Below are 13,215 nucleotides of genomic sequence, written 5' to 3' on the forward strand. Positions count from 1 at the left end.
GGACCTCCCTATACAAATACACCATTTAAGGTAATTTCCTTGAAAAATAAAAAAAGTTGGTCTTTGTCTCGCAGACTCCAACCAACAAGAAAAATGACTACATGGCAGCTCCAAAAATATGGCGAGCATGATAAAAATAATCAATACCTGAATAAACAGTAAAAAATAAACAAATATACAGCAAGAGGGTCGCGATAGGGATAGATACCAAGACAAACCCAGCATCTTCTAACAAGAAGAACAAGATCGCAAACATCTGAGAAAAAGTTTTTATTTTGCCAGGTAAGGCAGCAGCCATCACTGACCCTTGATATTTAGCTAAGAGTACCCGTAAGCCGGTGACCAAAAGCTCCCGCGAGATAATAATAATAGCTACCCAAGCTGGTACTTTGCCCATAGCCACTAATAAAATGAAAGCAGATAAAACTAATAATTTATCCGCCATCGGATCAAAGAATTCACCGAATACCGTCACCAAATTGTGTTTGCGTGCTAGAAACCCATCTAAAAAAATCTGTAAATGAAGCTACCGCAAAAACAATTGCAGCGAGTAATTGGTTAGTCGGTATCGAAGCACCTAACACTTCAACTGAATGCATACTAGTAGGCCAATATAATAATCCTATAAACACAGGTATCATACATATCCGAAATAAGGTTAATTTATTAGCAATGTTCATTTTATTCCTCCGTTTGAGTATCAGGAGTTAGTGATTCATCTTGACCCTCACTTGCTAAAGGACTCTCACTGGTTTGTTCTGGGCTAGCACTGGCATCTTTAGTCACGAAAGTAATTGTATCATTGTAAGAATCTTCTGGTAGATCTATTTGAGTACCATTAACCTCAATCGTAGCTCCTTCAGGATAGCCTAAGTTAATCACTGCCTGTTTAACATTCTCTGGCATTGAGTAATCTAAGCTTTCGTCTGTACTTAAAGTTTGGTCAACCACAATTCCACCGTCTTCAAAAACGCCAACCCATACAAAATTAAGGGCTTTTACTGTGATTTTATAATCCTTACTTGACCCATCAAACTCATAAACTGGATTTGATCCCGGTTCAGATACCAAGCTTAAGACTTGATTTCCAACTTTAATTTGATTCTCTGCAAGTTCAATGTTGGCTTCTTCCGACTCCTGACTTGATTGCTCTGAAACTTGAGCGGCTGATTCGGGTTCAACCGGACTAACAATTTCAGATTGTGAAACTGAAGCCAATGATTCATCAACAGAATCAGGTTTAGTTACCTTATTTATTGCGATAAGCAAGGTCACCATAATAAAAAGAATTAATAGAACTAAAATTGCTAAGGGTAAATACGACAAGGCTTTTTCAAAACTTGATTTCTCTTCATGGTGGTGCAAGCTACTCCTACTAGGAATAGTTTCTTCTTTCCGACTACGAAAAGCTAAATCAAGCTCATCCTCATCGAACTCATGACCTTGCGCTTCAAATTCTTCAATTAAATCATCCCCATTTAGTCCGATTACATCAGCATATTGCTTGATGAAGGCTCGAACATAAAATGCACCCGGCAGTTGATCATAATTTTCTTCTTCAATTGCTTGCAAATACTTTTTTTGGATTTTGGTTAATTGTTGCAAGGTATTAAGGGTATAACCCTTTTCAATACGGGCATCTCTAAGCTTTGACCCTAAGTTATTCATGTATAGTCATCCTCTTCTACAGACATATTCAGCCACTATTATAACACAAGTGCCAAGACCATAGCATCATTGAGCTTGAAATTTATTTTAAAATCCTATGAAATATGGAACTTAATAACTTAAACGATAACTTACCTAAAAAAACTAATGGGACTGAGCAAAGTGCTCAATTCCATTAGTCTTTCGATTACATATATTATATATTGATTATTTAGTTTTAATATACGTTGTTCCGTTGGCAGCAGGTCCCGCAGACTGACGAACAAAACTCACTAGCACAATAATTGTTACAACATAAGGAGCAATTTGAAGATAAACTGAAGGAATCCCCGCTATCAATGGAATCTGAGAACCAATAACAGATAAGGACTGTGCAAAACCAAAGAACAAGGCTGCTCCCATGGCTCCGATTGGATTCCATTTACCAAATATCATGGCAGCCATCGCCATAAACCCTTGTCCAGCAATGGTTGAGGCAGAGAAGTTTAAAGAAATAGATTGGGCTAAAACGCCGCCTCCAATTCCACCTAAGAAACCGGATATAAGGATACCAATAAAGCGTAGCCGGTAAACGTTAATTCCTAACGTATCTGCTGCCTGAGGGTGTTCGCCGACTGAACGAAGCCGTAAACCAAACCGAGTTTTAAACAGAATAAAATAACAAATAATCGCTAAGACAATTGCTAAATAAGCTGGTACAGAAGTCGAAGTAAAGAAAATTTCACCAATCACAGGAATCTTAGATAGAACTGGGAAATTATAGTAACCAAAACTATGTGAAACAAAATCTGTTTGTCCCTTCCCTTCGAAAAGTTCCCGAGTTATAAAGACAGCTAAAGATGGGGCGATTAAGTTCAAGACTGTCCCAGAAATAACATGATCGGCCCGAAGATAAACAGTAGCTAAGGCATGGATAGATGCAAAAGCGACCCCAACTAAACCTGCTATGATAAGGCCCAACCAGTGGCCATAAGGATGACCAGCAGCTGAATAAAAAAGATTGAAAACAATGGATGAGAAGGCTCCCATGACCATGATTCCTTCCAGACCCACATTAACCGTACCAGATCGTTCAGAGAAAACCCCGCCGAGGGCAGTGAAAATCAAAGGAGCGGAATAAACTAAGGTCGATGAAACTAATAAAGAAATAGTTGAAATCATTTATTTTCCCCTCCTTGTTCGACGATGGTTTGATTACCCACAACTGGAGCTTTTTTACGTTTATCCAAGAAATAAGTAATGACATAAGATGAACCAACAAAGAAGATAATACTTGCAATAACAATATCTACAACCTCTGATGGCACTCCGCTTTGTAATGGCATGGACGTTCCACCTGTCTTTAAAGCCCCAAATAAGAAGGCCGCAAAAATTGTTCCTAGTGGGTTTAAAGCCCCTAATAAGGCTACCGCCATTCCATCAAAACCAATTGAAGGTGATACCCCATTGGTTAGGAAAATATAACCATATTCGCCAAGTCCATTCATTACTCCACCTAATCCAGCTAGGCCACCTGATAAGACCATAGCCATAATAATATTCCGTTTAGCATTCATCCCCGCATAGTTAGAAGCATGTTTATTAAGACCAACAGCTTTTAATTCAAAACCAAGCGTGGTTTTATTCATAACAATATAAACAATGATACCGAAAATTAAAGCGAGGAATATTCCTGTATGGATGGTTGAAAACTGAGTTAAGTCCGTCATCCATTGTGCTTTTAAGCTGGCATTTTCAGCCAAGGCTGGCGTCCGGTCAGCTCGATCAGTTAATACATTACGAATAATATAATCAACTGAATAGACAGAAATGTAGTTTAACATAATGGTTACAATAACCTCTGAAGTATTGAAGAAAGCCTTTAAAACTCCAGCAATGGCAGCCCATAAAGCCCCTGCTAAGGCCCCACCGATAATTGCAAGTGGTAAAACAATCAATTTAGGTGCTTCTGGCATCAATAAACCAATCCAAACTGAAATCATCCAACCCCATAAAGCTTGTCCAGAAAGACCAATATTAAAGAAACCAGCAGTATAGGCTACCGCAAATCCTAAACCAGTAAAAATTAAAGGTGTCGCGGCCCGAATGGTTTGTCCAATATAAAACGGTGTCCCTAAAGCTCCTTTCACTAGGGCAGTATAACCCTCAAGAGGATTATATTTAAAAATTATCATAATCAGGGCTCCAAAAAGTAACCCAATTACAACCGAAAGAATCGGAACTAAAAATGATACTTTTTTATTTTCCATTTTCTACTCCGCTCCCTTCACGTTGGGCTAGCACTTGTTCATAAGAGGTTCCAGCCATCATTAAGCCTAATTCTTGTTCATTGGTTTCACCCGCAGGAATATCTGCTACTATTTTACCATCATACATTACTAAGATTCGATCCGATAAATTGAGAATTTCATCTAATTCAAAACTCATCAATAAAATACCTTTATCTTTATCACGTTCATCAATTAAAGATTTATGAATATACTCTATTGCCCCCACATCAAGCCCCCGGGTCGGATTGGCTGCAAATATAAAGACTGGATTTGCTGCTACTTCCCGTGCAATAATTGCTTTTTGTTGGTTTCCCCCTGATAAAGACCGTGCTGAAGCTTGTGGTGAACTTGTCCGTACATCAAAACGATCAATTAATTGAACCGCATTATCATAAATCACCTTATCATTCATAAAACCAACCTTTGAATAAGGTGATTTATAATATTGTTTTAAGGAGAAATTTTGGTCCAAAGGAAAATCTAAAATAAGGCCATACTTATGCCGATCTTCCGGAATATGTGAAATACCTGCTTCGTAAAGCTTTCGTGGTGAAAAACCGGTAATATCTTCACCTTTATAAGTCACCGTACCCGAATCAGCCTGCATTAAACCGTTCAAGGTTAGAATTAACTCTGTCTGACCATTGCCATCTATCCCAGCAATCCCAACAATTTCACCTGTTCTTACTTCAAAAGAAAGGTGTTTCACTTTTTCAATACCACGCTCATCTTTTACAACCAAATCGTTAATACTTAGGATAGTATCTTTAGGTTGCGCCGGTGCTTTTTCTGTCTTGAAGGATACAGAACGACCGACCATCATATCCGCTAAATCACTCGCAGTCGTGGTTGCAACATCAACTGTATCAATTGATTCCCCCCGACGAATGACCGTACACCGATCTGCTACCGCCTTAATTTCATCTAATTTATGGGTAATAATGATAATGGACTTACCTTCTTTAGCCAGAGCCCTCAAGGTCACCACTAAATCTTCAATCTCTTGGGGTGTTAAGGATGCCGTCGGTTCATCAAAAATTAAAATATCAGCTTCCCGATATAATACTTTTAAGATTTCGACCCGTTGTTGCATCCCAACTGAGATAGATTCCACTCGGGATTTAGGTTCAATTCGCAAACCATATTGGTCTGATAACTCATTAATTTTTTCCAAAGCCTCATTTTGATTCAAAGTAAGACCAGAGATTGGTTCATCCCCTAAAATAATATTTTCTAAAACAGTAAAGGCATCAATTAACATAAAATGTTGATGAACCATCCCGATTCCTAATTTTTCTGCTTTACTAGGAGAGTCAATCGTCACAGCTTTCCCGTTAATCAGTATTTCACCTTCGCTCGGTTCTAATAAGCCGGATAATATATTCATTAAGGTCGATTTTCCTGCCCCATTTTCACCTAACAAGGCATGAATTTCACCCTTGCGCAATTCCAAGTTAATATTTTTGTTGGCGTAAAAATCTCCAAATCGCTTAGAGATATTGCGCATTTCAATAACTGGTGTTTGCGTTTCCATTTAGCTATCACATCCTGTTTCTTAATTTGTGTTCCGTTTTCATTATACCAATTTATCTCAAAAAAAATAGAGGGAATATTTAAAAATAGTTCCCTCTATATATTTTTAAGTGATAATATTACGGCTTAGTTGGGACTTCGATTTTACCATCAATAATTTGATTTTTTAAATCATTGACTTGTTTTAAAATATCTTCTGAAAGTTGACCATCTGTGATACCCACAGAGTCAGTATCTAAACCATATTCAACTAAACCAGATTTAAAATTGCCATTCATTACTTCATTGGTAAAAGTATGCATAGTTTCCCCAACCTTTTTCAAGGTTGAAGTTAAAGTTAAAGTACGTTCTTTTCCGTCTACTGTAACCGTTCCTTCTTCAGTTTGGTCGCGGTCAGCACCAATCACCCATAAATTACGGCTTGAGTCAGCAGCAACTAAATCTTTAGCTTCTGAGAAAACACCATTACCAGATTCACCTGCAGCTTGGTAAATCACATCAATATCATTGGCATACATAGCAGAAGCAATTTGTTTAGCCTTAGGTGCATCAGCAAATGACCCAACATATTCTACCGTTACTTCAATATCGTCTTTTACAGCTTTGGCACCGGCAACAAAACCCGCTTCGAAAGCATCAATCACTTCAGATTCTGCTCCACCGACAAAGCCAATATGGCCTGTTTCAGATGATAAAGCAGCAGCTGCACCAGCTAAGTAAGCTGCTTCATTGGCGCGGAAATTAATTGAGGCAACGTTTGGAGCATCAACAAAAGAATCCACTACAGCAAATTTTTGGTCTGGTTGTTGACCGGCAATTTGTTCAATGGCGGGTTGTAATTTGAAGCCTACTCCGTAAATAATATCAAAACCTGCTTGGACTGCCGTGTTAATATTGGTGACATATTGAGAGTCTTCATCAGATTCTAGATAATCAAAGCCTTTTGCGCCCTTTTCTTTACCATTTTCTTTACCCCAGGCTTGAAGCCCTTCCCAGGCAGATTGGTTAAAGGACTTATCATCAATTCCACCCTGGTCAGTAATCATAATGGCAGAGAAATCTTCTTGAGCTTGGACCATAGAAATCATTCCTGGACTAAGTAAAGATAGAGTTAATGCTGCAATTCCAAATTTTTTCATAAAAAACATCCTTTTCTTTTAGTATGATTTTTTAGCTAAGTGTTCAATTCCTTGGAAGAAAGTGTCATGGTCAACATCATAAACAAGGTTAACAGGGCGTCCCTGAGGATCAACTTGCGTTCGTCCTTGACTCGGTCCTTGATCATGGACCGTAGAATATACCACTTTCTTTTGAATCATTGAATCATTGACAAGAGTTAAGGTAGTCAAAACATCCCATAGATAATAGGTTGAATTCGTCGCAAAATGAACCAAAGGGGGCACCATGGCATAACATTGTCCTAAGAAATCCATACCAATATAAGAGCGTTGCTTTGCCCACCCTTCCCGAATATCAATAGTCAGAGGGACTTTATTGGTACTTTCCAAAGCAACAAGATCAATTTCAATACTTGAGTTCCAGACCCGTTTTGTGGCTTGAGGATCCCAGTAAGCATTCCATTCAGCACTACCATCATGGTCTGATTCATGAACATTCCCATCTGCTAGGAAAGTTCCTCCCATCCAGATTAATTTGTTAATCTTCGTTTCAATCTCAGGTGCTTGATCTAAAGCCCGAGCTAAATCGGTTAAAGGACCTACAAAAACCAAATCAACCTTTTGGTCACTCTCCTTTAATGCACGAATTAAGTCTTGGTGAGCTGGTAAATTAGATAGGCCAACTTTTAGAGGTAAATCTTCATTCAAAACTGGTAAGGCATCGACATAATAAGCATGCATCCGCCACTCAGTTGGAAATGGATTGAGACCTCTCGAATTTGAAGCTGCTACCTTTAAATCTAACCTCTTAGAGAACCGTTGAATAATTTTTTGACTAGCAGATACTGCAGGTAATAAATAACAATCGGCTGGTATTACCCCTACCCCGATTAATTCTACCTGGTCCATCTGCAATAATAAGTAGAGCGAAACTAAATCATCCACTCCACCATCATGGTTTAAATATACTTTTCGCATAAAACCACCTTTCACACAGAATTGAAAAACAAGAACTAGTTTAGTGTTTTTCACCTATTAATTCAATGAAATACAATGTTTTATCATTTTTTTAAATATAATGTTCGTGTTTTTATTTTTTCATAAAAAAAAAGCATTTACAGAATTAATAATAACTCCGTAAATGCCCCATAATTGCCCCTTAGGGTTGAAAATAATTATTGAAAACTTAACCTAATAGTCTTTTTAATAGTCTATTCTGGTTTTTCAGGAACTTCAATGTCGCCATTGATAATTTGGTCTTTATATTCAGCAACTTTTTCTTTAATTTCATCGCTTAATTGACCATCAGTCAAGCCAACGCCGTCTTCTTTCAAACCAAGCACGTTGTTACCAGCTTTGAACTCACCTTTAGCAGCTTGTTCAGTTGCTAATTTAACTGCTTCACCAACACCCTTTAGGGTAGAGGTTAAGGTTAAGTGACGTTCTTCACCATCAATTTCAATAACACCTTCTGCATCTTGGTCACGATCAACCCCAATTACCCAAATTTCTTGAGAAGGATCATTTTTAACTAAGTCTTTTGCTTCTGAGAAGACACCGTTACCAGTATCACCTGAAGCATGGAAGATTACATCCGCACCATTTTTGAACATTGCTGCTGCAATTTGTTTACCTTTTGGTGCATCTGCAAATGAACCAGCATATTCTACTGAGACTTCAATATCAGGATTAACTGCTTTAACCCCTGCTACGAAACCAGCTTCAAAGCGGTCAATAATAACCCCTTCAACCCCTCCAACAAAACCAACTTTGTTAGTCTTAGTTGTCATGGCTGCCGCAACCCCTGCTAAGAAGGAAGCTTCATGGTCTTTGAAGTTATATGACGCTACGTTTGGTTGATCTACGAAAGAATCCACAATAGCAAAATGAGAATCAGGATTTTGTTGCGCGATTTGGTTAATAGCTTCCTCTAATTTGAAACCAATCCCAAAGGTTAAATCAAAACCAGATTGAATGGCTGTATTTAAGTTAGTAATATAATCAGAGTCGCTATCAGATTGAATATAATCATATCCTTTAGCGCCTTTTTCTTTACCTGCTTCTTCACCCCACGCTTGAAGGCCTTCCCAAGCTGATTGGTTGAAGGATTTATCATCTACCCCACCGACGTCAGTAACAATTACTGCAGAGAAATCATCGCTTTCTTGCGCTACTACCATAGCTGCTGGTGCTAAAACAGAACCTAAAGTTAAGGCCACAGAGGCCGCTTTAAAAAATTTTGACACTTACATCACTCCTTCTAATTGTATGCAAGTATTATATCTTGAAAACGCCACCATTTCAAGTTGGTTTTGATTAAATTTATTTATAACTATTGTTAAAATCACTTATAATTACTGATTTATCAAGACCTGTCTTGGTTTAGATCCATCCGCTGCTGAAATATATCCCATGGCTTCTAGATCATCAATCAACCTTGCGGCTCGATTATAACCAATCCGAAAACGACGTTGTAATTGAGAAATAGAGATTGTTTCTTGTTCTTGAATCAGTTCCACTGCATCTTCAAAATATTCATCTTCAGACGCTTGTTCCATGGCCATATTTTCATCCGTTACGACCATATTTTCATCATAATCAGGCTCAGTTTGATCTTTAATCATATCTGTAATTCGTTCTACCTCTTCATCCGAAATAAAGGCTCCTTGAACCCGGACTGGTTTGTTTTTGCCCATAGGTTGGAAGAGCATATCCCCCTTACCTAGGAGTTTTTCTGCCCCATTTGAGTCAAGGATGGTTCGTGAATCTGTCCCTGAAGACACCGCGAAGGCTAGGCGTGATGGTACGTTGGCTTTAATAATCCCGGTAATAACATCCACTGACGGTCTTTGGGTCGCTATAATCATATGAATACCTGCAGCTCGAGCCATTTGAGCCAAACGAATAATCGCAGCTTCAACTTCATTAGAAGCCACCATCATTAAATCAGCTAACTCATCAATGAAGACCACGATTTTCGGTAATATTTCATAGCCGGTCCCCTCACTTTTATTAAGGTTATCTACATGTTCATTATAAGAATCTAAATTGCGGACCCCCGTTTCAGCAAAAAGCTCATACCGACGTTCCATTTCTTGAACGACATTATTCAAAGCTTTGGCTGCCTTACGAGGATTAGTCACCACTGGCGCTAACAAATGGGGTAAATCGTTATACATGGTTAACTCCACTTTTTTAGGGTCAACCATCAAGAACTTAACTTGATCAGGTCTAGCTTTCATTAATAAGGACACAATTATTACATTCATCCCTACAGATTTACCGGATCCGGTTGCCCCTGCCATTAACAAATGGGGCATCTTGGTTAAATCAGCTAGGCACACTTGACCGGATACATCCCGACCTAAAGGAACTTCTAACAAATTAGGGCTCTTCAAGGCCGCATCAATGATTTCCCAGAAGGATACTGGACTCACCTGGGTATTAGGAACTTCTATTCCAATCAAAGATTTGCCAGGAATAGGTGCTTCCATCCGAACATCTCGAGCCGCAAGCGCTAGAGCAATATCATCAGATAGGGAAACAATTTTAGAAACCTTCACCCCTACCGCTGGTTCAATTTCATATTTAGTAACTGCTGGACCTAGGTTAGCCTTAACCACACGGGCATCCACGCCAAAACTTTCAAAGGTGCGTTCTAATTTCTCAATGTTATGTTTGATGCGGTCATATTCCTCTGACTGGTCAACTGGAGGAATTTTATTTAATAAACTCTTCCCAGGCAATTTATAGGTTTGGTGTTTTGCCTTCTTCTTAGCTGGCTTAGGGCTTGGAGTCGGTTTTTGTCCCGCTTGTAAGGAAGCTTCCAAGTCATCTGCGGTTAAATTTTGGGCTTGGTGAGCTTGATCTTGCCAACGTTGAGCCGCTAATTGAGTTGTAGAACTTGATTCAGAATTGGAAACCTTCTCTTCTAGTGAGCTTGCTTGAACCGGGTCAGCCTGACTAGCTATCTTAGCTTGGTCATTAATTGACTCTGCTGAAGTAAGTTCCGTTTCTTCGTTTGAATCAACCATATTGTTAGCACGATTTACCTCGGTCTCCTCAAGCAATTCTGCTTGATTAGGTTCAGTTGGAAATTCATAGTTTTCTGGGGTAAAAGAACCACCCCGTTCAATCGGCACTTCCTGCTTAACCGATTTAGTTTGGTCTTGACCTGTAGCGAATTGATCTGGGTGATCATGGTCTAAGGCGTCAAAATAATCCATATCCAAAACAGGCGCTTGAACTTGACGACTTCTTTGCGCTTGACTAGCTTGCGGGATTCCTGCTTGATAAGGTTCAAAGTCTCGATGGCGGTCAACTTTTGCCGGAAGATCATAATCTACTGTCCGATCAAAGACCTCGCGTTGACTACTAGACCCATCGCTAAAAATACCAGAGACTAAATGACCGAAACGACCCTTCAGCGAGTTGGTTTTATGTGGATTTACTTCATGATTATCGCTGTGACTTTGATATTCATTCAAGTCCATATCCTCTAGCTCAGCTTCATCCTGATTAGAATTAAAGACTGCTTGGTCTTTTACCTGCCTTTTTTGCGCTTGGACGGCCCTTTGTTCTTCTAAGAGGTCTCTTGCTTGATCGATGGACTCATAGACAGATTCATTTACACCAGCAAATAGGCCAAAGAAAGCTTGACTCGCTGCTTTTAAATCAGAGAGTCGAATATCAACTAACATAAATAAGCCACAAAAAAAGAGCACTAATATCAATAAATAAGATCCCCAGGAGCCTAAGAGATAAGCAAAAGATTGATACAAGCTTACTCCTAGTAAACCTCCCCCCATATCTTGGGATACTTGATTTAAGGCCAGTTCATTTTTAAACAGACTATATACTTGGCTAGTTAATGAATCCGCCCCCGCGGCCTGCGGGAAACAGGCTTTAAAATGCAAAGCCAAACTAATCGCTACTAATACTAGGATCGCACCTAAGAATTTTTTCCACGAAATGGTCATTAATTTACCCTTCACCATCAAATATAGGGCAAAAAATAAGATAAGGATAAAAATTAAATCATAAGCTTGCCCTACCAAGAGCCGCATACAATTCACCATGAAATTACCCAAAAAACCCCATTGGCACAGGGCTAATAATGAAAGGAATGAGAGAACCAAGCCTAAAATCAAATAATACACTTGATAAGTGCCTTTTGCTTTACTTGGTCTGCTTTTTGCTTTTTTACTTACTTTTTTTTCAGTCAAAATGAATCCTCCTGAATTAACATTTACATTTATAGCAGCTATCATTATAACATGTTAAAATACATTTATCGAATTTAGAAAGGATGATTCGAATGACCTTCCAGTTAATTGTTTCAGGTCGTGTTCAAGGGGTGGGTTATCGTTACTATGTTCAAAGCTTAGCTGATAAATATAAGATCAAAGGCACTGTTCGCAACCAAAGTAATGGAAATGTTATGATTATTGCCCAAACTGATTACGAGACCTTAGGTCAATTTATCAGTCATCTAAAAATCCCCCAACATCGCTGGATGAGAATTGATAATGTCAACATTGAAGAAATTAAACTAGATAAAAATTATTCAGACTTTCGCACGATTTATTAGGATTTACCCAAATTTAATTGAAATTCCTTTGTTAGTTTAATATAGTATTACTTATGACAGAGAATCGGAGTGATACACTAAATGCAAAAAAAATATGATAAATATTACAAAATTGCCTTTTTATTAATGTTAGGCTTAGTCTTAACTGGTTGTGTGCGTACTGATGCACAAGGAAATCCTAGTGGTTTTTTCTATGAATACATTGGGATACCTACCTCACATTTCTTAGACTGGCTAGCTCACATTTTTGGCGGTTCATACGGGATTGCTATTATTATTGTCACCCTAATTACCCGAATTTTTATGATTCCATCTACGCTTAAGATGACTAAGGGATCGATGACTTCTGCCGCTAAGATGAAGGTGGCTCAACCTGAAATTAATGAAATCCAAGCAGAAATTGAAGCTGCTACCAGTGACCAGGAAAAAATGCAGTTGCAACAAGAATTAATGACAGTTTATAAGAAATATGATATCAATATGTTAGGTGGCGTCTCAGGCTGTCTTCCTCTACTGATTCAAATGCCAATCATCTCTGCCGTCTATGCGGCAATTCGTTCATCTGAGGCCATTAAGAATTCTCATTTCTTAGGTATTAACTTGGGAGAACGCAGCCTTGGCATTGTAATTGCTGTTGTAATCATTGGTTTTATCCAAGGATGGTTATCTACCAAGGCTATGCCTGCTTCCGACAATCCTCAAGCCCAACAAACCTCCAAATCAATGATGTTAATCAACCCATTGATGATAGGTTATATTACTTATATTTCAGCAGCTGGTTTAGGAATTTACTTCTTAGTTGGATCAATCTTTTCTATTTTCCAACAACTTTATATGAATCATGTAGTTAAACCTAAAGTCCAAGCGGAAATTGATGCCCATGCGGAACGCTTCAAGAATGCTCCCCGACGCAAACGTAAACCAGTAATCCAAACAGTCAATCCAGAAGATCAAAAGGAACGGTTGGTGCCAATCAAAGGAAACCAAGCTAAACGTCGCAACGAAGGCAAACAAAAACGGAAATAAGTAAGCTAGT

Annotated in this window: 10 protein-coding genes and 1 pseudogene; 2 read left to right on the plus strand and 9 right to left on the minus strand. The window is 38.6% G+C overall.

From position 1 onward, the window contains the following. Positions 1-97: 97 nt before the first annotated feature. The 9 genes and pseudogenes from pgsA to HMPREF9257_RS00505 all read right to left on the minus strand — a co-directional run bounded on the left by pgsA (position 98) and on the right by HMPREF9257_RS00505 (position 11,814). Positions 98-680, minus strand: a pseudogene (pgsA, locus tag HMPREF9257_RS00465) (CDP-diacylglycerol--glycerol-3-phosphate 3-phosphatidyltransferase). A 1-nt stretch (position 681) separates the two neighbouring features. Continuing rightward, positions 682-1,668 carry a helix-turn-helix domain-containing protein gene (locus tag HMPREF9257_RS08650; RefSeq protein ID WP_006417607.1) on the minus strand — a complete coding sequence of 329 codons (987 nt, stop codon included), beginning with the start codon at positions 1,666-1,668 and terminating at the stop codon, positions 682-684. Between the two features lie 207 nt (positions 1,669-1,875). Further along, positions 1,876-2,829, minus strand: a complete 954-nt coding sequence (locus HMPREF9257_RS00475) for an ABC transporter permease (RefSeq protein ID WP_006417434.1) — start codon at positions 2,827-2,829, stop codon at positions 1,876-1,878. Next, positions 2,826-3,917 (minus strand): ABC transporter permease, encoded by a 1,092-nt coding sequence (locus tag HMPREF9257_RS00480; protein WP_006417512.1) that lies wholly within the window; start codon positions 3,915-3,917, stop codon positions 2,826-2,828. Before HMPREF9257_RS00480 ends, HMPREF9257_RS00475 begins: the two co-directional genes overlap by 4 nt. Further along, complete coding sequence (locus tag HMPREF9257_RS00485) at positions 3,907-5,472, minus strand: ABC transporter ATP-binding protein (protein WP_006417570.1); 1,566 nt, start codon at positions 5,470-5,472, stop codon at positions 3,907-3,909. The genes HMPREF9257_RS00480 and HMPREF9257_RS00485 overlap by 11 nt, the downstream gene beginning before the upstream one ends. Before the next feature lie 118 nt (positions 5,473-5,590). Further along, entirely contained in the window at positions 5,591-6,610 is a 1,020-nt protein-coding gene (locus HMPREF9257_RS00490; RefSeq protein WP_006417556.1) for a BMP family lipoprotein, read from the minus strand. Positions 6,611-6,628: 18 nt separating this feature from the next. Continuing rightward, positions 6,629-7,567: a nucleoside hydrolase gene (locus HMPREF9257_RS00495; RefSeq protein ID WP_006417484.1), complete on the minus strand. Its 939-nt coding sequence runs from the start codon at positions 7,565-7,567 to the stop codon at positions 6,629-6,631. 233 nt (positions 7,568-7,800) lie between these two features. Beyond that, positions 7,801-8,835 carry a BMP family lipoprotein gene (locus HMPREF9257_RS00500; RefSeq protein ID WP_006417551.1) on the minus strand — a complete coding sequence of 345 codons (1,035 nt, stop codon included), beginning with the start codon at positions 8,833-8,835 and terminating at the stop codon, positions 7,801-7,803. Between the two features lie 108 nt (positions 8,836-8,943). Next, the gene (locus HMPREF9257_RS00505) at positions 8,944-11,814 is read right to left on the minus strand and encodes an FtsK/SpoIIIE family DNA translocase (RefSeq protein ID WP_006417417.1); all 2,871 of its coding nucleotides are present in this window, start codon (positions 11,812-11,814) and stop codon (positions 8,944-8,946) included. 92 nt (positions 11,815-11,906) lie between these two features. On the opposite strand from HMPREF9257_RS00505, the gene HMPREF9257_RS00510 reads away from it, so the two are divergent. After that, entirely contained in the window at positions 11,907-12,179 is a 273-nt protein-coding gene (locus HMPREF9257_RS00510) for an acylphosphatase (protein WP_006417503.1), read from the plus strand. 81 nt (positions 12,180-12,260) lie between these two features. Next, positions 12,261-13,205 (plus strand): membrane protein insertase YidC, encoded by a 945-nt coding sequence (yidC, locus tag HMPREF9257_RS00515; RefSeq protein WP_006417497.1) that lies wholly within the window; start codon positions 12,261-12,263, stop codon positions 13,203-13,205. Positions 13,206-13,215: the final 10 nt, after the last annotated feature.

Source organism: Eremococcus coleocola ACS-139-V-Col8, assembly GCF_000183205.1.
Taxonomy (GTDB): Bacteria; Bacillota; Bacilli; order Lactobacillales; family Aerococcaceae; genus Eremococcus; species Eremococcus coleocola.

What these genes read in the sequence shown, in the direction of transcription:
- yidC (WP_006417497.1), top strand. Translation starts at nt 12,261, where the DNA reads ATGCAAAAAAAATATGATAAATATTACAAAATTGCCTTTTTATTAATG.
- HMPREF9257_RS00480 (WP_006417512.1), bottom strand. Translation starts at nt 3,917, where the DNA reads ATGGAAAATAAAAAAGTATCATTTTTAGTTCCGATTCTTTCGGTTGTA.
- HMPREF9257_RS00475 (WP_006417434.1), bottom strand. Translation starts at nt 2,829, where the DNA reads ATGATTTCAACTATTTCTTTATTAGTTTCATCGACCTTAGTTTATTCC.
- HMPREF9257_RS00490 (WP_006417556.1), bottom strand. Translation starts at nt 6,610, where the DNA reads ATGAAAAAATTTGGAATTGCAGCATTAACTCTATCTTTACTTAGTCCA.
- HMPREF9257_RS08650 (WP_006417607.1), bottom strand. Translation starts at nt 1,668, where the DNA reads ATGAATAACTTAGGGTCAAAGCTTAGAGATGCCCGTATTGAAAAGGGT.
- HMPREF9257_RS00510 (WP_006417503.1), top strand. Translation starts at nt 11,907, where the DNA reads ATGACCTTCCAGTTAATTGTTTCAGGTCGTGTTCAAGGGGTGGGTTAT.
- HMPREF9257_RS00485 (WP_006417570.1), bottom strand. Translation starts at nt 5,472, where the DNA reads ATGGAAACGCAAACACCAGTTATTGAAATGCGCAATATCTCTAAGCGA.
- HMPREF9257_RS00495 (WP_006417484.1), bottom strand. Translation starts at nt 7,567, where the DNA reads ATGCGAAAAGTATATTTAAACCATGATGGTGGAGTGGATGATTTAGTT.